15 protein-coding genes and 2 pseudogenes are annotated in these 17,555 nt (G+C 33.7%); 1 reads left to right on the top strand and 16 read right to left on the bottom strand.

Annotated features, from left to right (window positions below; translation table 11 throughout):
* Nucleotides 1–18: 18 nt before the first annotated feature.
* The 16 genes and pseudogenes from ruvA to ABWH96_RS08045 all read right to left on the bottom strand — a co-directional run bounded on the left by ruvA (nt 19) and on the right by ABWH96_RS08045 (nt 16,247).
* On the bottom strand, nt 19–612 hold the full coding sequence (gene ruvA / locus ABWH96_RS08120; RefSeq protein ID WP_375580966.1) for a Holliday junction branch migration protein RuvA: 594 nt from the start codon (nt 610–612) through the stop codon (nt 19–21).
* Nucleotides 609–2,888 (bottom strand): NADP-dependent malic enzyme, encoded by a 2,280-nt coding sequence (locus ABWH96_RS08115; RefSeq protein WP_375580965.1) that lies wholly within the window; start codon nt 2,886–2,888, stop codon nt 609–611. The genes ruvA and ABWH96_RS08115 overlap by 4 nt, the downstream gene beginning before the upstream one ends.
* A gap of 134 nt (nt 2,889–3,022) precedes the next feature.
* Nucleotides 3,023–4,129 carry a DUF4837 family protein gene (locus ABWH96_RS08110; RefSeq protein WP_375580964.1) on the bottom strand — a complete coding sequence of 369 codons (1,107 nt, stop codon included), beginning with the start codon at nt 4,127–4,129 and terminating at the stop codon, nt 3,023–3,025.
* A gap of 11 nt (nt 4,130–4,140) precedes the next feature.
* Nucleotides 4,141–5,622: a LysM peptidoglycan-binding domain-containing protein gene (locus ABWH96_RS08105; RefSeq protein WP_375580963.1), complete on the bottom strand. Its 1,482-nt coding sequence runs from the start codon at nt 5,620–5,622 to the stop codon at nt 4,141–4,143.
* Between the two features lie 10 nt (nt 5,623–5,632).
* A pseudogene (gatA, locus tag ABWH96_RS08100) lies at nt 5,633–7,058 on the bottom strand (Asp-tRNA(Asn)/Glu-tRNA(Gln) amidotransferase subunit GatA).
* A 2-nt stretch (nt 7,059–7,060) separates the two neighbouring features.
* Nucleotides 7,061–7,303, bottom strand: coding sequence for a twin-arginine translocase TatA/TatE family subunit (locus ABWH96_RS08095; RefSeq protein WP_013455447.1), 243 nt, complete (start codon nt 7,301–7,303; stop codon nt 7,061–7,063).
* A 115-nt stretch (nt 7,304–7,418) separates the two neighbouring features.
* Entirely contained in the window at nt 7,419–7,673 is a 255-nt protein-coding gene (locus ABWH96_RS08090; RefSeq protein WP_375580962.1) for a HEPN domain-containing protein, read from the bottom strand.
* A gap of 27 nt (nt 7,674–7,700) precedes the next feature.
* The gene (locus ABWH96_RS08085) at nt 7,701–7,826 is read right to left on the bottom strand and encodes a hypothetical protein (RefSeq protein ID WP_375580961.1); all 126 of its coding nucleotides are present in this window, start codon (nt 7,824–7,826) and stop codon (nt 7,701–7,703) included.
* A gap of 114 nt (nt 7,827–7,940) precedes the next feature.
* Nucleotides 7,941–8,258 carry a nucleotidyltransferase domain-containing protein gene (locus ABWH96_RS08080; protein WP_375580960.1) on the bottom strand — a complete coding sequence of 106 codons (318 nt, stop codon included), beginning with the start codon at nt 8,256–8,258 and terminating at the stop codon, nt 7,941–7,943.
* Between the two features lie 33 nt (nt 8,259–8,291).
* Entirely contained in the window at nt 8,292–9,497 is a 1,206-nt protein-coding gene (locus tag ABWH96_RS08075) for a murein hydrolase activator EnvC family protein (protein ID WP_375580959.1), read from the bottom strand.
* Nucleotides 9,487–10,233 carry a DUF4292 domain-containing protein gene (locus ABWH96_RS08070; protein ID WP_375580958.1) on the bottom strand — a complete coding sequence of 249 codons (747 nt, stop codon included), beginning with the start codon at nt 10,231–10,233 and terminating at the stop codon, nt 9,487–9,489. The genes ABWH96_RS08075 and ABWH96_RS08070 overlap by 11 nt, the downstream gene beginning before the upstream one ends.
* A complete protein-coding gene (locus ABWH96_RS08065; protein WP_375580957.1) occupies nt 10,217–11,983 on the bottom strand; it encodes a tetratricopeptide repeat protein in 1,767 nt (588 codons plus the stop codon). Before ABWH96_RS08065 ends, ABWH96_RS08070 begins: the two co-directional genes overlap by 17 nt.
* Before the next feature lie 5 nt (nt 11,984–11,988).
* Nucleotides 11,989–12,999: a sugar phosphate nucleotidyltransferase gene (locus tag ABWH96_RS08060; protein WP_375580956.1), complete on the bottom strand. Its 1,011-nt coding sequence runs from the start codon at nt 12,997–12,999 to the stop codon at nt 11,989–11,991.
* 381 nt (nt 13,000–13,380) lie between these two features.
* Nucleotides 13,381–13,811 (bottom strand): annotated as a pseudogene (dut, locus tag ABWH96_RS08055) (dUTP diphosphatase).
* Nucleotides 13,812–13,836: 25 nt separating this feature from the next.
* Nucleotides 13,837–15,315, bottom strand: a complete 1,479-nt coding sequence (locus tag ABWH96_RS08050; RefSeq protein ID WP_375580955.1) for a lipopolysaccharide biosynthesis protein — start codon at nt 15,313–15,315, stop codon at nt 13,837–13,839.
* 146 nt (nt 15,316–15,461) lie between these two features.
* Nucleotides 15,462–16,247 carry an enoyl-CoA hydratase/isomerase family protein gene (locus ABWH96_RS08045; protein ID WP_375580954.1) on the bottom strand — a complete coding sequence of 262 codons (786 nt, stop codon included), beginning with the start codon at nt 16,245–16,247 and terminating at the stop codon, nt 15,462–15,464.
* Between the two features lie 282 nt (nt 16,248–16,529).
* Between ABWH96_RS08045 and ABWH96_RS08040 the strand changes: the two genes are divergently transcribed.
* Nucleotides 16,530–17,507, top strand: a complete 978-nt coding sequence (locus ABWH96_RS08040; protein WP_375580953.1) for a T9SS type A sorting domain-containing protein — start codon at nt 16,530–16,532, stop codon at nt 17,505–17,507.
* Nucleotides 17,508–17,555: the final 48 nt, after the last annotated feature.

The raw sequence follows: 17,555 nt of genomic DNA, 5'->3' as shown, positions 1-17,555 counted from the left end.
TGCAAAATACAATTTAATTTAGGCTGATTTTAAGGCTTGCTTGATTAATTGCTCTAAAGTAATATTTTCCTGATTAGCTTGCAATATCTTATCAATAACCTTTTCAGCAGAATTTTTCGCAAACCCTAAATTTATCAAAGCAGATAACGCTTCATTCCTTAGGCTATTGTTTGAAACTCCAGAAGATTGGCTAGATTCTGAAATTAAACCTTCTTTCTTATATTTATCTTTAAGTTCTAAGATTACTCGCTGTGCCGTTTTTCCTCCTATTCCTTTAATAGATTGAATTTGCTTTACATTTTCAGCCACTATTGCAGATTTAATTTCATTTGGATTCATTGCAGACAACATTCCAATTGCAGTAGAAGGCCCAATTCCTGAAATCCCAATTAAATCTAAAAATACTTTTCTCTCTTCAGGCAGATAAAAGCCGTATAAAGTTTGAGCATCTTCTTTTACATGAAAATGCGTTAAAACTTTAGCTTCTTTCTGATTTTTGAAAGCATCATAAGTTGACAAAGGTATATTTACATGATAACCTACTCCCCCAACCTCAATGGTTAAGTGAGTAGGCTCTAATTCAATCAAAAGTCCTTTTAAATATGAAATCATAAATTAGATCGGTTCTGATGGTCTTGTGAATCCACAACTGAGATAGCTACCATATTTACTATTTCTCTAATTGAGCTACCTAATTGCAATATGTGAACTGGTTTGTTCATACCCAATAAAATTGGCCCTATTGCTTCGGCATTTCCCAATTCCATTAATAATTTATAAGCAATATTTCCAGAGGCAAGGCTCGGGAAAATAAAAGTATTGGCTCCTTTCTCCGCTAATTCACTAAATGGATATGTTTCTTTCAATAATTCCTCATTTACAGCAATGTTAGCTTGAATATCACCATCTATAATTAAATCAGGCCATCTCTTTTTAGCGATCTCTCTTGCTTTAGCTGTTTTCTCCGGAATGTCTCCTTTACTACTACCAAAATTTGAATAAGAAAGCACTGCCATTCGAGGTTCAAAGCCAAAGACTTTAGCTCCTCTTGCTGTTAAACCAATTATTTCCACTAACTCATCTACAGTAGGATTTGTATTTACAGTAGTATCTGAGAAAAAGAAGGTGCCTTTTTTAGTCAATAAAATATACATTCCAGCAACTCTTTTTCCTTCTTCAGCTCCAATGATTTCCAATGCAGGACGAATAGTTTTAGGATAATCCTTGGTAAGACCAGAAATCATGGCATCCGCTTCTCCTAATTCTACCATCATACTCCCAAAATAATTTCGGTCGCGCATTAATTTTACTGCTTCATATTGGGTAACACCCTTACGCTTTCTTTTGTCATAAAGGACTTTACCGTACTCTTGGCGTTTTTCATCGTCCAAGAAATTGTCAATAATGGTAACTCCGCCTAAATCTAATTGGTGGGTTTCAATAAGGGCTTCAATTTTTTCTCGATTACCTAACAAAATAGGTATTGCTATCCCTTCATCAATCACCATTTGGACAGCTTTCAGAATATTGGCATTGTCTGCTTCAGAGAAAACCACTCTTTTAGGATCTTTCTTGGCTTTAGTCAAAATTCTGTTCATCAACTTCTGATCAACCCCAATTCTCTTTTGGAGATCCACATCATATTGAGCCCAGTCTCTAATATTAGTTTTTGCTACGCCTGATTTCATTGCGGCATTTGCAACAGCTGGTGAAATAGTCGTTATTAAGCGAGGATCAAGTGGTTTAGGAATCAAATATTCTCTTCCAAAAACTATCTTTTGATCGTCATAAGCCTTATTGATTAATTCAGGTACAGGCTGTTTGGCTAACTCTGCTATTGCATAGGCAGCTGCCAATTTCATTTCTTCATTTATTGCAGTAGCTCTCACGTCTAATGCTCCTCTAAAAATGTACGGAAAACCTATTACATTATTCACCTGATTAGGATGATCAGATCTTCCTGTGGCCATAATGATATCTTTACGTGCTGCCATAGCATCAGCATAAGGAATCTCAGGATCAGGATTTGCTAAAGCAAAAACAATAGGATTGTCAGCCATTGCCTTAATATGCTTTTTATTGATCACATTTCCAGCAGATAAGCCTAAGAAGACATCAGCTCCTTTCATAGCATCCATTATGTCTGTGAATTCAGTACTATCTGAAGCGAATATTTTTCCAAATTCACTTAAATCATCTCTATCTTTCGTTAGTAAGCCTTTTCGATCAAACATGTATATGTTTTCAAGTTTTGCTCCTAACGAATGATAAAGCTTTGTACATGAAATAGCTGCAGCTCCAGCTCCTAGTACTACAATTTTAATATCTTCAATCTTTTTATCGACTAGTTCAAGGGCATTTATCAAGGCTGCACTTGAAATAATAGCAGTGCCATGCTGATCATCATGCATGACTGGAATATTCATTTGTTCCTTTAGTGCAGTCTCCACCTCGAAACACTCAGGTGCTTTGATATCTTCTAAGTTAATCCCTCCAAAAGTTGGCTCTAAGGATTTAATTATTTGGATAAGCTTTTTAGGGTCTTTTTCCTGAATTTCAATATCGAAAACATCAATACCGGCAAATTTCTTAAATAAAACTCCTTTCCCTTCCATTACTGGTTTGGATGCATCAGGCCCAATATCTCCCAAACCTAAAACAGCTGTTCCATTTGAAATGACACCTACTAAATTTCCTTTGGCTGTATATTTATAGGCATTTTCTTTATCTTTTTCAATCTCTTTGCAGGGTTCTGCAACGCCAGGTGAATAGGCTAATGCCAAATCAGATTGAGAGCTTAACATTTTTGTAGGCACTACTTCAATTTTCCCTGGAGAGCCTTGCATATGATAATTTAATGCATCTTGTCTGCGAACTTTTTTTGGCATAATAATTCTGTAAAAATTAATGAATAGAATCAATTGGAGAATAATTACTTATCTCTCAATTGAAAAAAATTAATATTAAGGTAAATTTAAAAAAGACTATAGTAAAGAACAGCTAAAAGCTAATTTTTTAAGCCTTAGTCTTTAATACTTTGCGGAAGCTTTGCTGTACCCAAAATTGCTTTCAATCTGCGCATAGGTTCACGCTTTGATTCTCCTGGTGCATCCAAATACCCTTCAAGATAATATAATTCACCAGAATCCTCATTCGCAAATAAGTAACTAACAAATGCACCGCCTCTTGAGCTATCTGAATACTTCCATAGTCCTTTAATTCGTAGTGCATATTGATTATTCAGATTTACGGTATCAATTACGAAATCCAATTCATCTTGACTGGTTAAATGCAGGTCAGGTATATCTTTGTCTGTGATATATTTTTTCCCTAATGAATTTCTGAATGACTTAATATTTTTCGGATCAAAAACTGATTCATCGTTATAAGGCATTTTAACTACCCAAATGTTAAATTCTTCCTTACTATCTAATTCTCTTAGCCAAATGAAATCATCACTTTTTTTCGCAATATCAAATCCTATGGGAATAATAAGTTCGAGATTTAATGAATCTTCAATGTAATTCATAATCCCTTTTTCCGCAGTTTTCTTGAAAGACGAAACTAATCTTTCAGTTTCTTTTTCATTGAAAAATTCCTTTAAACCAGCTTTATTTTCATTTATATTCTTGATTAGTTCTTTTTCATTTCTACCAAATAAGTAAAGGACATCCTGACCGCGGGCATATACATCTTCCTGCTCAAATGAGAATAAATCAGGATTTTTCTCTATTTGATTCAATGAATTTTCAGTAAAATACCTTTTCATGTATTTACCTTCTGGGTTTTGATTATCTAAAGTGGCTACAAACATCAAGTTTTGTGAGGCTTTAAATACACTATTAAATTTACTAGGATCAACCGGTTTTATATCATATAATCTTTCATCCTGTGGAAGAACTTTAACATTGGAAGTAAAAACCTCTCTTAATAAATCTCCTAATTCGCTTTCCCACAAAGAAGGTGGAATTACTAAAATCACTTCACCTGATTCTCCTCTAGCTTTTTGCATAGTAGAATTAGAATCTTTATTCTGCTGTCCACCTTTGCCTTCATCATCACAGGAAACCATAAACAATGAAGTAAATAAAAATATGATAAGGAAATAATATTTATTGAATTCAAACATAATGCTAGTTTTTATGAATTTTCTTTAATTTTTAAAACTTGACCAGGTTTTATCCCATTTCCCTCCAAATTATTTATTTTTTTTAACTTCTCTACTGTAAGTCCATCAAATTTTCTAGAAATATCCCATAAAGTATCTCCATTCTGAACCCTGTACTCACCTGATTGTAGGGCTTTATTCTGATTAGCAATGCCTTTTTGACTAATAGTATTTAATTTTTTATTCACATTATCATAAAAATCATCCGCTATCCAGATATTTAAAGGCTGCCCAACTCTTATAAGTGTACCTCTCAAATTATTCCATTGCTGCAAGTCTGATATTCTTACATTATAATTACTAGCAATCTTACCCAAAACATCACCTGATTTCACTCTATAAGTTAATTTTTGCCTTCCGTAGGTACTCCCTACCTCATTTCTGGCCAATCTCTCAAAATGTTCTTTACCCTGACCTGCAAATCGCATAATCTCATCTAAATTTTCAACCACAAAGTCTTTTTGATTTGAGGGGATTCTTAATTCATACATTGGATGCTTATCAGAAATAGCTCCATGTTTAAGTTCAGGGTTAAGATCATTTAAAGTTTCTATGCAGATACCTGAATGTTCCGCAAATAAGGGTAAACTGATGAAACCATTAATTGAAATTGTTTCATAATCAGGCATATATTCATATTCCTCAATAAAGAAATTATGCTCTTCCAAGTAATTCATACTGTACATGATTGCAATAAATTGAGGAACATATGATCTGGTTTCACGGTAGAGATAAGGATAAATTTCCCAAAAATTCTTTTTATAACCGCTTCGCCTAATTGCTTTACGCACGTTACCAGGGCCAGTATTATAAGCCGCTAGAGCTAAAGGCCAATCATTATAGAAATACTTATATAGAAAAGACAAATATCGGCAAGCAGCATCAGTAGACTTTTCCATATCCATTTTTTCATCCAAATACCAGTTTTCAGTAAGCCCATAATCTAATCTGCCTGTTAATGGCATAAATTGCCATAAACCAACTGCCCCAGCTGGGGATTTAGCTTTTGGATTTAAACCTGATTCAACTATAGCTAAATATTTCAACTCATCCGGTAAATTGTATTTTTCTAAATAGCGCTCTATCATCGGGAAATACTTAGTCTGTAGTTTGGCTACCTTCTTGGTGTACTCACGATCTGTTACGGTAAAATAACTTATAAATGAATTGACTATAGGGTTATAAGTCAAAGGTATCTCATTCTCAATTTGAGTTAATCTTTCCTTAATTACTTCCTCCTCAAATTCTGGAACATACTCATATTGATGCGAAAACTGAATCAATTTCTCATTTATTGTATCCTTAGTAATTGAAATGTTTTTTGAAGTACTTAAGGATAGGGAATCAAGCGTTAGTGATACAGACAAATAATTAATTTGCTGAGCAAAATTGGAAGAAATTGCAAAAAGCAAGCAAAAACCAAAAAGCAATATTTTTTTTACTATCTCCCCCATAATATTAAGATTATGATTGCATCAAATAATCAGCAAATGCATATAATTCGCTTTCTTTGAATACATCAGCCATAATTTGTAAACCAATTGGTAAATTTTGAGCATCCACACCATTCGGAATTGAAATAGCCGGAATACCACTCACATTAGCTTGAACGGTAAAAATATCCTCCAAGTACATCTCAGCTGGATTATCTCTGTTAGCTCCTAAAGGAAATGCAGTAGTTGGGGTTGTAGGCATTATAATAAAATCATAATCAGATAGCATTTCTCGAGTTTCATCTCGAATGATCCTTCTTACTTTCTGAGCCTTTGTATAATAAGCATCATAATAACTAGCGGAAAGTACGAACGTTCCAAGCATGATCCTTCGTTTTACTTCCTCACCAAATCCATGTGAACGAGAAAGCTTATACATGCTTTCCATATTATGCGCTTCTGGAGCTCTATATCCATAACGTACGCCATCAAAACGGGATAAATTAGTACTTGCTTCTGCGGTGGTTAAGATATAATAGGTTGGTAAAACATAATCTAAATGAGGGAAAGTGACTTCCTCCACTTGATGTCCTTCACTTTTCAACCAGTCTAATTTGGAAAGAGTAGCTTCTTTTATTTCAGCTTGTAAGGCTTCGTTTTCTAAAGTTTCCTTTACGTAAGCAATCTTTAGTTTTTTATTAAGCTGTAAATTTTCTGCATAAGCAGGTACTTTTTCTCTAGAAACAGTACTATCATATTCATCATGACCAGCAATTACTTCCAATATTTTTGCATTATCTTCAATATTATTTGAAAAAACACCAATGCAATCAAAAGAAGAGGCAAAAGCGATTAGACCATAGCGAGAAACCCTGGAATAAGTGGGTTTAATTCCCACTACACCACAAAATGCTGCTGGTTGTCTTACGGAGCCACCCGTATCAGTACCTAGAGAAGCCATACAAAGTTCAGCTTGAACTGCTACAGCTGAAGCTCCTGAAGAACCACCCGGTACTCTGGAATTGTCAGCCGCATTTAAAGTAGTGACCAAAAGCAGAGTTTTCAGTAGAAGAGCCCATAGCAAATTCATCGCAATTTTGGACTCCAATGATAATGGCATCTTCCTGAAGTAATCGCTGAACTGCAGTTCCTGTAAATTGAGATTCGAAGCCCTCTAAAATTTTGGATGCAGATCGGACTTCATGATCTTTGTGAACCAATACATCTTTGATACCTATCACTAATCCGAATAGTTTCCCTAATGGCTTTCCTGAATCTAACTTTTTTTGAAGTTCATCTGCTTTAGCCAAAGCTTCAGTTTCATACACATTTAAAAACACATTGAGGTGCTTTTGCTCCTCAATTTGCTTTAAATAATGTTCAACAACTGATTTTAGGGAATACTTTTCTTGCTTCAGCTCCTGCTGAAGTAGTTTTAGACTGTGATAGGTTTCCAATTTTATTGGTCTTTAGTATTGCTACTTTCAGTGCTATCCGTTTTAGAGGTAGTGTTTTTAGTACCTCCGTCTTCTATATTGTCTTTAATTTCTGTGGTAGCATCTTTAAACTCCCTGATACCTTTTCCTAAACCTCTAGCAAGATCTGGAATTCTTTTAGCACCAAAAAATATTAAAATCACTAACATGATCAGAAGAATTTCCCATCCTCCTAATCCTCCTAAAAATGCAAATACTGTGTTCATTGCTTAATTATTATAAATGTGAATGTAAAGTTAATTAATATTTGACTGCCTAAGCAATCACTTATCAAAAAATTGACAGCTTATTAATGAGAAAGGTTAAGAATGAGAGAATAGTTCAGGGATTAGATTGGTTTTGAGTTAAAATTTCCGAAATCTTATTGATTAGCTTTTTACTTGGCTCTATTAATGGCATCACTTGGTTCTGATCGTAATCGATATAATCACTATAATCAGCAGTATGCCTCATGTCAAAAATATAAGAATAAAACTTCCCAAGATCACGATCAATAATATTTATTTTGACAAAATGCAGACTTAACATTTGTCTGACACCAGCATGAGTAACTGCTCTTATATTTTGAGAAATCAATAAAGCTGTTACAGCATAATAATTTGCTTAATAAATCCTATTAACGGCAGTATTCCATAATTCATTTTTGATTAGGATATTAACTTCTTTTAGCGTTTCTTCTGCCTTAACTATCCGATATTTAATTAAAGAAATTCTATCCTCCTTATTCATGTGTATAAGTTTATTATCAACGTTCACAACTTGTCCCGTATATATCAGGATGGAATTCAATAAATTTTATCCATCCTAATTAGTATATTGAGGATTCTAAAATTTATGTTCATTTCATAACTTCCTACCTTCTTCCAATACATTTTCAAGAAAAATAGATTTATTCTTATTTGTATTCCATTCGGATTTTGTCATAATAATAGGACTTATAATTATGCCAGATTCTATTTCTATTTCGTAAAGAGGATATTTCAAATTAATCTCCTCTTGAAAATCAGCAGGCTTTTTATCAACCAATATAATTATATCTATATCAGATTCACGATTAAAATCACCTCTTGCAGTTGAACCAAAATGAATTATTTCTGCAGTATTATCTAATTTACTGACTTCAGATTTGATCTTATTTAAGACTTCAGACAACTTATCCATATCTAAATTTAACTAAAAACAAATAATATACCATCACTTCTTAAACAACCATTGCTCAGGGTTTAATTTCTTATTGTTTTTCCAGACTTGGAATTGTATTTCTGAGGTGCCATCACTATCAGTATAAACGGTACCCAGTGCTTGCTTAGCAGTTATTTGATCTCCTTTCGTCACTTTTACATCTTTGAGTCTAGCATAGACCGTGAAATACTCTCCATGCTGTACCATTACCACATTATTCATACCTGGAATAAATGCTACATTTTTTACCTCTCCATCAAAAACAGCTCTTATTTCCTCATTTTCATTGGTTTGTATATCTATTCCGTCATTATTGATTTGTATATTTTTATAGACAGGGTGTGGATGGGTTCCAAACTTTTGAGAGATGAAACCTGAATTCACTGGCCAGAACAATTTATTTCTATTGCCTGCAAAAGAATCGGACAACTCTTTTGCCTCTGGAGTTAAAGCAAATTTAGTGGAAGAAGCTCCCTTTGAACTTTTCTCAATTTCTTTCTTTATGAGATCTGCTATTATCTTTTCAAGGTTTTTCACTGACTTTTTCCTATCATCAATCTCTTCTTTAACTTGCTTCTCTCTTTTATTCAACTCTGCTACTAAACTACTCTGTTGTTTCTTCAATTTATTCAACTCCCTATTTCTAAATATTTGCTCTTGTAACAAAGTACTTTTCTCCAATCTTACCTCCTCCACACTTTCTTTTTGACCAATTAATAAATCTTTAATCATTTCAATTTGAGCAGCTTGTTGTCTACGCATTTTCCCATAATATTCCATGTATTTGAGGCGCATAAACATTTCATAAAACGAAGAGGACGCAAAAATATAGGCTAACTTACTTAAAGATTGATTACTTTTTTGAGTGGCGTAAAGCATGCTAGCATATTCAGTTTTCATTTTCTCTAAGTCACTTTCCATAGAGTTAATGATACTGCCAATTTCATTCAGCTTTTCATTTAATAAATTAAGTTCATTGGAAATAGAGTTCGTTAGAGATTGTTGAGCCTCGATTTTATAATTTAATGCATTTAATTGGCCAATCGTAGCTCTCTTTTTGGATGTGGTTTGATTTAATATTTTTTCAGCCTGGCTGATCTTCTCGAGATTTTCTTTTTTCTCTTTCTCGAGTTCTTCCCTTGACTTTTGAGCATTAGCTGTATATCCAAAAGTAAATAGGAAAATGAATACGCCAATATGGAAAAAATTAATTCTCATATTTACCAGGTACGCTAAAAGGAAATGAAATTGGAGTATCTCCTACTTCCACTTTCGAATGATTAATTTCTACTTGAGTAGATTCGTCTCCTTTAGTTCCTTTTGATAAAATTTCAACCATTGTATTAAAGGGAAATGCTTGATCATCAACGATATTAAATTCAGAAAAAATTATTTCCATTTTACTTCCATCTGGAATTTCCTTAACTCTAATATTCTCCACCTTTCTGTTTTTAGATGATGCCTGAGTTTCCAATTCAAATCTGCCTCTTTTTTGACCAATTTTAAGTTCTCCAGCTCTCTTTGAAAAATTATCGTCTTGTTGAAAATCAAAAACCTGATTTCCTAGAATAATAGATTGCACCATCTCAAAATCTACTTCAAAATTAAGTGCATTGCTTAAGCTTTCATAACTATACCGGTAAACATCTTTATTTACTCTATCCATAAAAACAATAGTGTCTTGGCTAATAAAGCCTCTAGCAGCCTCGATTCCAAATACAGGAGAAACAGAAACCCAAATAACACTATCTTTTTTCATGCGAATACTAGCGCTTGAACTAAGATTTCGATCAGGTGAGCTAAAACGAATTTTTGATTTGGCTTGTAAATATTCGAAATCAAACTTTTCCAGAGCATACTCCTCTTCTATAGTTGAAGTAGGTAATAATTTTTTACTACAAGAAGAGAAAATTAAAACAGCACTACAAATCAACACACTAAATAGTCGCATCATAATATTTTTTTTCAGATATTTTTTTATCAATTAATTCAGAGGCTCCACCTAAAGATTTGGCCTTCTTCCATTGTTCCAATGCTTTTTCTTTTTGTCCTGTTTTATAAAGTGCATCGGCATAATGCTCAATAATAGTAGCAGAAGATTGGTTTTTAACCGCCTTTTCTAAATATTTTAAAGCTTCCTCATATTCTTCTCGCTGAAACAGTACCCATCCGTAAGTATCCAAAAAGGTAGCATTATCTGGATTAGCTTTTACCATCTTAGCAGATAATTCTTTCGCACGGTCTAAATTTCTCTTTTTTAGAGATAAATAATAAGCATAATTATTAATGGCAAAATAATTTGAAGGATTAGCTTTTATTGCCTCTTCATATGTTTGAAAAGCTTTTTCATATTGTTTATCGGCATGATAAGCATCTGCTAATTGAGCAGCAAAGCTACTTTTCATTCTATCATTTCCATAAACAATTGATTTACCTTGCTCCCATAGCATAATGGCACTTTTAAAATTCTTTAAAGAAAAATGAGCTGAACCTCCATATAAATAAAGTACAGGTTGATTAGGAAAATAGGAAATTGCCTCGTTAGCATAATCAACAACATTTTCATAATTCTTATTTTCCATCTCTAATGACAGTAAATTTTGCCATAATTGGAGGTTATCGCCATTTAAGCCTACTGCTTTTTCATAAAAATATTTAGCACTATCTTTTTCATCTATAGCAAAATATAAATCACCATTTGCTGCAAATGCATTTGCATCAGTTGCATGAATTCCTATAATACTTCTGCCTAATGATTTTAATTTTGAAACTTGAGTACCTTTCGAAAGCTTTTTAATCAAGGCTACAAAATTGTTTAATTTATCTTCCAGTGGTATCTCTTCTGATTGAAACGCTATCTCAAAATACTTTAATGCAAGATCTAATTCATTGGTTTGTCTATACAACTTAGCCAATTCCATCTCTACCAAAGCTTGATTAGGATGTTCATCTAAATACTCCTTTAAATAATCGATGGCATCTTCTTTCTTATCATTAGAAACCATTACCTGGGAAACTGAAACGGCATATTCACCAATTTTAGGATAGGCTTCAACCAATCTTTTACCCTCAACTATTGCTTCTTTTAGCTTATTTTGTTTTAAGTAAATCTTTTGTTTTTGAGTACTAACTTCTTCTAACACCCCTAACCTTTGTTCAATCCTGTCGTAAGTATTTAAAGCCATATCAGGATTTTCATTGTAAAGATATAACGCAGCCAATTCTAATAGGTAATCATCTGGAGCATTGTCAGATAATTCATAAAGATCTTCATAAGTGGAAATTGCATTGGTAAGATCTCCCTTGTCTGTTAATATTTCTGCTTTTAGTGCTAAATAATAGTAATTACTTTCCTCTTCATCTGTTGCCTTAGTGATATAAAACAAGGCTTGATCAGTATCCTCTCCATCTTTTAAGATTTTAGCGATTTTATAATTCAAAGCAGCATTATCAGGCATAATTTCATGAGCCTTCATAAAGCTGTCCAAAGCTTTTGATTCATTATCAATAGCTAGATAATGCATTCCCTCTACTATCAGGAACTCAACATTAAAGCGATCTACTTTTAAAGGATCCGCATCAGGTAATATATCTTCTTCTTGTTGAGGAGTTTCTGGAGTTTGTGCATAAAGTATCAAACCCTGTCCTAAAAAGAAACAGGACAAGAAAGCTCCCTTTAAAATATATTGAAATATTAAATTCACAATTGTTATTCTATCACCTTATTATAATCACCAATACTCAGATCCTTAGCAGCTCCTTCATATAATACAAAGTTGCCTAACATACTGTTTTTAATTTGTGCTTCAGATATGATAGTATTTGTTTGAATAATGCTGTTACTTATTCTGCTTTCCTGAACCTCAGTATCGTCTCCGATGGAAACGTGAGGACCTATTATAGAGTTTTTAATAAATACTTTCTCTCCCAAATATACTGGAGGAATAATTACAGAATTTTCGATTTTTGCAGTTTTACTAATTAATTCTTCACCTTTAATAAATTCCAAATAGCGTTGATTGGTGTAAACTGTAGCATCTTTATTTCCACAATCCAACCATTCAGTTACTGTTTCGGGTCGTAACTTTACGCCTTTACCTTTCATATTTTCGAGTGCAACCGTGATTTGGAATTCACCGCCAGCATCTTTAATGTCATTATCTAAAAGATATTGTAGCTCTTTTCTTAAATCTTCCCCTTTCTGGAAATAATAAATCCCAATTATTGCCAGATTAGAAACCGGAGTTTGAGGTTTCTCGATGAAATCGGTGATGACATTATCTTCATTCACTTTCACCACACCAAAAGCAGAAGGATCATCTACTTTTTGCGTCCAAATAATGCCTTCCTCAGAAGTATTCAATTTAAAATCAGCTTTGAAAAGCGTATCTGCAAAAGCTACAACTGTATTGCCATCCAATAAATCTTTGGCGCACATGATAGCATGTGCAGTTCCTAAAGCTTCTTCCTGATAGTGAATAGAACCTTTAGCTCCAACAGATTCAGCTATTTTTAGCAAGCTTTGTTCTATTTCTTTTCCAAAAGAAGATTTAATAATAAATCCAATTTTATTAACTCCGCTCCCGCAAACTTTGGCAATGTCTTCCACCAAGCGCTGTACGATTGGTTTTCCAGCAATAGGTACTAAAGGCTTTGGAACTGTTAATGTATGTGGGCGCATGCGTTTTCCCATGCCCGCCATTGGAATGATAATGTTCATAATTTATATATTTTAAATGCCTTAGGGCTAATTATCTTATTTCTAAAATTAGTAAAATTATTGTTTTGGCTAATTATTATCTCAAAAACATCGTTCTGCTCTTTTTGCCATCTTAAAGCCCCCTAACCCCAAAAGCAATGCAAATACACTTTAAACTTTGAAGCTAAATAGTTCGCAATAATCCTAAAAATAACTTTAGTTATTTTTCTTTGTGTTCTATTGTCACTTTGTGGTGAAAATTTGCTAACGTCAATTCATACTAACAAACATTCTTATTTAACCATAAAAGGAACAAAAGAAGACAAAAGGTTTTTCGCTTTAGCGAAAACTATCTAAGGAAGTTTATTTACTTTGATAGCATTGGTAAGTTAAGGTGTTTGACTATTTCCCCGTACTCCCAAAACCACCAGCACTCCTCTCAGAATCTTCTAAACTCTCTACTAAGTCCCAATCTACTTGCTCGTGTTTAGAAATCACCATCTGGGCAACTCTTTCGCCAGATTCAATTAAAAAGCTTCATCTGATAAGTTAACCAATAAAATCTTAATTTCCCCTCTATAATCTGCATCAATTGTGCCAGGACTATTCAAAACAGATATTCCATGTTTATAGGCCAATCCACTTCTTGGGCGGATTTGCGCTTCATAGCCATCAGGCAATTCCATAAACAAACCCGTTGGAACCAAAACCCTTTGCATTGGCTTTAAATTAATTGGTCCATCCAAATTTGCTCTTAAATCTAAACCAGCTGCACTCTTTGTTTGATAAGCTGGTAATTCATTATTTGACTTATTTATAACTTTTACTTGCATAATTTATTTTTCAAAATCAAAAGTATCATTTTAATCTTTTGGAAAAAATCCTTTTGCGCTCATATAAAAACATCACCCCTACATATATTAAGGTAATCAGAATTCCTAACCCATAATTAAGCCAAATAGAACTTGGCTTGAAATAGAAAAAAGTAATTATTACTATTCCAGCAATGATGATGTTCAATGCTATTTTACCAATTGGATAAGGTATTTTAAAATGCTTCTGACCAGTAATATAACAATAGATCATCATACTAAAATATGCCAAAACAGATGTTAAGGCAGCACCTGTGTATCCTAAGATTGGAATCAAAACGATATTCCCTATTAATGCTATAAGTCCACCTACTATACTTATATATACACCATAATATGTTTTGTCGGTCAACTTAAACCAAATGCTGAGGTTTATATATATCCCAAAAAACAGTTTACCAAAGAGCAATATAGGAACTAAGAAAAGTGCCTCTCTGTATTCTTCTCCACTCAAGAATATTCTACCTATTAAATCAGCATTTAAACTTACCCCTACCCAAATCACAAGAGATAGTGAAACAAAATAATAGAGCACTTTAGCAAAAAGCTCTGGTGCTTCTTTATCTTCAGCTTGACTGAAAAAGAAGGGCTCCCCTGCATAGCGAAATGCCTGAATTGCCAAAGCCATAAAAATACTTAATTTGAAGGAGGCCATATAGACGCCTAAAGCCGCTTTAGCAGTTTTGTCGTCATAAAAATTTTCAGGTAAAATATGAGTAAAAAGGATTTTGTCTAATTGCTCAACCGATATGCCCGCCAATCCCATTACCAAAATGGGTAAAGCATAGACCAACATTTTTTTTACTTTAGGGCAATGGAATTGGAGTTTTTGCTTGAAAATTTCTTTATACAATATGATTACCATTGATAAATTGGCTAAGAGATTGGCTAAAAACACATACCCAATATCAAATGGTTCTTGTGTGTCCCAATTCATCCAACCTTCTTTCGCTAGAAAAGGAAAAAGCATTAAAAAACTAAGGTTGAAAAGTATATTGAGCGCTATACTACTGATTCTGGCAAAAGCAAATTTCCTTGCCTTATGGGCTAATCTTAGTTTCGCTAGCGGAATTGCTACTATGGCATCGATGAAAAAGATGACCGCTAAATATCTAACAATGTAAGTTTGAACATCTAATTCAAGAAATTGAATTATTTGAGTAGCGAATATAAAAATGCTCCCACTAAATAGAACGGAAGTTAAAAGAACAGCTGTAAATGCGTTGGAATAATAACTTTCTGATTTTTCTTTGGTGGTAAAACGGAAATATGCCGTTTCCATACCATAAGTATAAAGGATATTAAGAAAAGCCGCATAAGCATATAATTCTCCGATACTTCCAAATTGTTCTCGCATGAAAACTCCCGTATGAATCGGAACCAATAAATAATTCAGCAACCTACCCATTATGCTGGGCAATCCATACAAACCGGCTTCTGATGCTAATTTTTTTAGAGGGTTCATAAGGAGTTAGAGGTTGGAAGATGGAAGTAGAGAGTTGGGCGTCTGAATTTGAAAATAGAAAGAGGACTACCAAAAGGATAATTCATCTTCCTATTTACCATGTCTCTATAATTATTAATTAAAAAATTACTAATTATTAATTAAAATCACTCTCCTTTAAACTCGGCTGCTCTTTTTTCTAAAAAGGCTTTTGTTCCTTCTTTGAAATCTTCGGACTTACAACAGGCTGCAAAACTGTTGGCTTCTGTTTGGTAACCATTTTCTTCTCCAGTATAGTAACCATTCACACTATCTATCACCATTCCAATGGCTAGAGGTGCTTTGCTATTAATTTTACTAAGGATAGAATTGGCTAAAGTCATTAATTCTTCATGACTTTCGGCAATATGGTTAACTAAACCAAGGCTTTTTGCTTCTTCAGCACCTATGAAATCAGCCGTCATCATTAGCTCTAATGCTTTTCCTTTTCCAATTAATTGGGTCAATCTTTGTGTGCCACCATAACCTGGGATGATACCTAGGTTAACTTCCGGTTGACCAAATTTTGCGTTAGGGGTAGCAATTCGCATATGGCAAGCCATTGCCAGTTCACAACCACCACCCAAAGCAAAGCCATTTACGGCTGCCAAGACAGGTTTATGGCATTTCTCTATCATTTCAAAAACTTCCTGACCATTTTCAGAAAACTTTCTTCCATTCATTTCATTCAATTCTGAAATCTCAGAAATATCAGCACCCGCTACAAAAGCTTTTTCTCCGGCTCCAGTTAAAATGACAGATTTTACTTCGTTATTATCATAAATATCCTGAAAAGCTTCACGCAATTCTTCTATAGTGGCGATGTTTAAGGCATTTAGTTTTTCGGCTCTGTTGATGGTTATGGTTAGTACACCCTTATCATTAGCCAGTTGTAGGTTTTCAAAATCAGCCATAAATGAATTATAGTTTTATTAGTTTGCAAATATAGCGCATGCAGACCCAACCACAAAGGGCAAATTGTTTTAATGATAACTTGAAGTTTGGAAGAATTTGATTTTGAAAGGCTTAATCGACTAAAATTGAGGGTTCAACGGAAAACCTAATTGCTTAACATCCAAAAACTATGAAGTGGTCGTAAATTAGGTGTATCATGTAAGAAAAATACGCTTTTCCCTAATTGATTTTCATATACTTATAGGTGAATCCCGTATATTTGCATATATAATTTTATGATTATGAAAAAGATAAGTACTCTATTAATAGTATTAATGTTTCCCTTAGTTAGTTACTCTCAATTTGTTTTAAATTCTGGTAGCTACACACAAGCTCAAATATTATCAGGTTTAGGTTCTTGTGGCTGTACTGAAGTGCATATTGCTGATGGGGCTGATGTTGATATGAATGGTTCTTGGGATTTAACCTCAGCCGGTGACATAATAGTTCGAATAGTTGGCTCAGGAAGCCTTATTTTCAGTGGAAATGGAAATAACGATGAATTAATTTTAACTGATCAGTCACTCCTTTTAATCGATGATAAAAGTAACCGTAATTCAATATTAAATACCGCTAATGGAGGTCAAACCAGAGTTAACATTGGAGGAACAACATACAAAGGCAATGATTTTAATGAGATTATTGATGCTGGAGGGGCTGATTCAGCGGGACCACTCCCAATCAAATTAAAATCATTCACTGCCTCAAAATCAGCTAAAAACATCTCATTAGATTGGGTAACGGCTAAAGAAGAAAACTTTTCTCACTTTGAAATTGAGCGTTCAATTGATCAAAACAATTGGGAGCAAATTGGTATGGTTCAAGGCTTAGGAGAAAGTAATTCAGATGTTAAGTATGACTTTACTGACAGAGGAGCTCCATTTGGAGTAATTTACTACAGATTAAAAGCAGTGGATATTGATGCTACTTTTGAATATTCCTCTGTAGTGAAAATTGAAGTTGGCTTTGAAGGTAAATTAGCCGTTTCTCCAAACCCTGTGAAAGATGCTTCAAACTTAAAAATACAAGTACCTAGTGAGTTTAGAGAAGATTTGGCTTATGTTGGTCTTTTTGACTTATCAGGGGTAAGAGTACAAGAGTTTAGAAATTTCAAAACGGATGGTACATTACAAATCAACCAAAAACTGAAGTCTGGTATGTACATCTTAAAAGTAAACCATAACGGATTGCAAGAAAATATTAGGGTGATTGTTCAATAAAATAATCATAGCAATATTTTGATAAGTAGTCCAAGCGAGACGCTTGAA

The sequence above is a fragment of the Marivirga tractuosa genome, assembly GCF_042140215.1.
GTDB classification, from domain to species: Bacteria; Bacteroidota; Bacteroidia; order Cytophagales; family Cyclobacteriaceae; genus Marivirga; species Marivirga tractuosa_A.
The sequence above is the reverse complement of the archived record's forward strand: the minus strand, read 5'-3'. Positions and strand labels throughout refer to the sequence as shown.

Excerpts from the sequence above, each read along its gene's own strand:
- ABWH96_RS08080 (WP_375580960.1), bottom strand. The coding sequence starts at position 8,258 with ATGGATAAGTTGTCTGAAGTCTTAAATAAGATCAAATCTGAAGTCAGT.
- ABWH96_RS08085 (WP_375580961.1), bottom strand. The coding sequence starts at position 7,826 with ATGAATAAGGAGGATAGAATTTCTTTAATTAAATATCGGATAGTTAAG.
- ABWH96_RS08045 (WP_375580954.1), bottom strand. The coding sequence starts at position 16,247 with ATGGCTGATTTTGAAAACCTACAACTGGCTAATGATAAGGGTGTACTA.
- ABWH96_RS08075 (WP_375580959.1), bottom strand. The coding sequence starts at position 9,497 with ATGAGAATTAATTTTTTCCATATTGGCGTATTCATTTTCCTATTTACT.
- ABWH96_RS08110 (WP_375580964.1), bottom strand. The coding sequence starts at position 4,129 with ATGTTTGAATTCAATAAATATTATTTCCTTATCATATTTTTATTTACT.
- ABWH96_RS08050 (WP_375580955.1), bottom strand. The coding sequence starts at position 15,315 with ATGAACCCTCTAAAAAAATTAGCATCAGAAGCCGGTTTGTATGGATTG.
- ABWH96_RS08040 (WP_375580953.1), top strand. The coding sequence starts at position 16,530 with ATGAAAAAGATAAGTACTCTATTAATAGTATTAATGTTTCCCTTAGTT.
- ABWH96_RS08095 (WP_013455447.1), bottom strand. The coding sequence starts at position 7,303 with ATGAACACAGTATTTGCATTTTTAGGAGGATTAGGAGGATGGGAAATT.
- ABWH96_RS08060 (WP_375580956.1), bottom strand. The coding sequence starts at position 12,999 with ATGAACATTATCATTCCAATGGCGGGCATGGGAAAACGCATGCGCCCA.
- ABWH96_RS08105 (WP_375580963.1), bottom strand. The coding sequence starts at position 5,622 with ATGGGGGAGATAGTAAAAAAAATATTGCTTTTTGGTTTTTGCTTGCTT.
- ABWH96_RS08115 (WP_375580965.1), bottom strand. The coding sequence starts at position 2,888 with ATGCCAAAAAAAGTTCGCAGACAAGATGCATTAAATTATCATATGCAA.
- ruvA (WP_375580966.1), bottom strand. The coding sequence starts at position 612 with ATGATTTCATATTTAAAAGGACTTTTGATTGAATTAGAGCCTACTCAC.
- ABWH96_RS08070 (WP_375580958.1), bottom strand. The coding sequence starts at position 10,233 with ATGATGCGACTATTTAGTGTGTTGATTTGTAGTGCTGTTTTAATTTTC.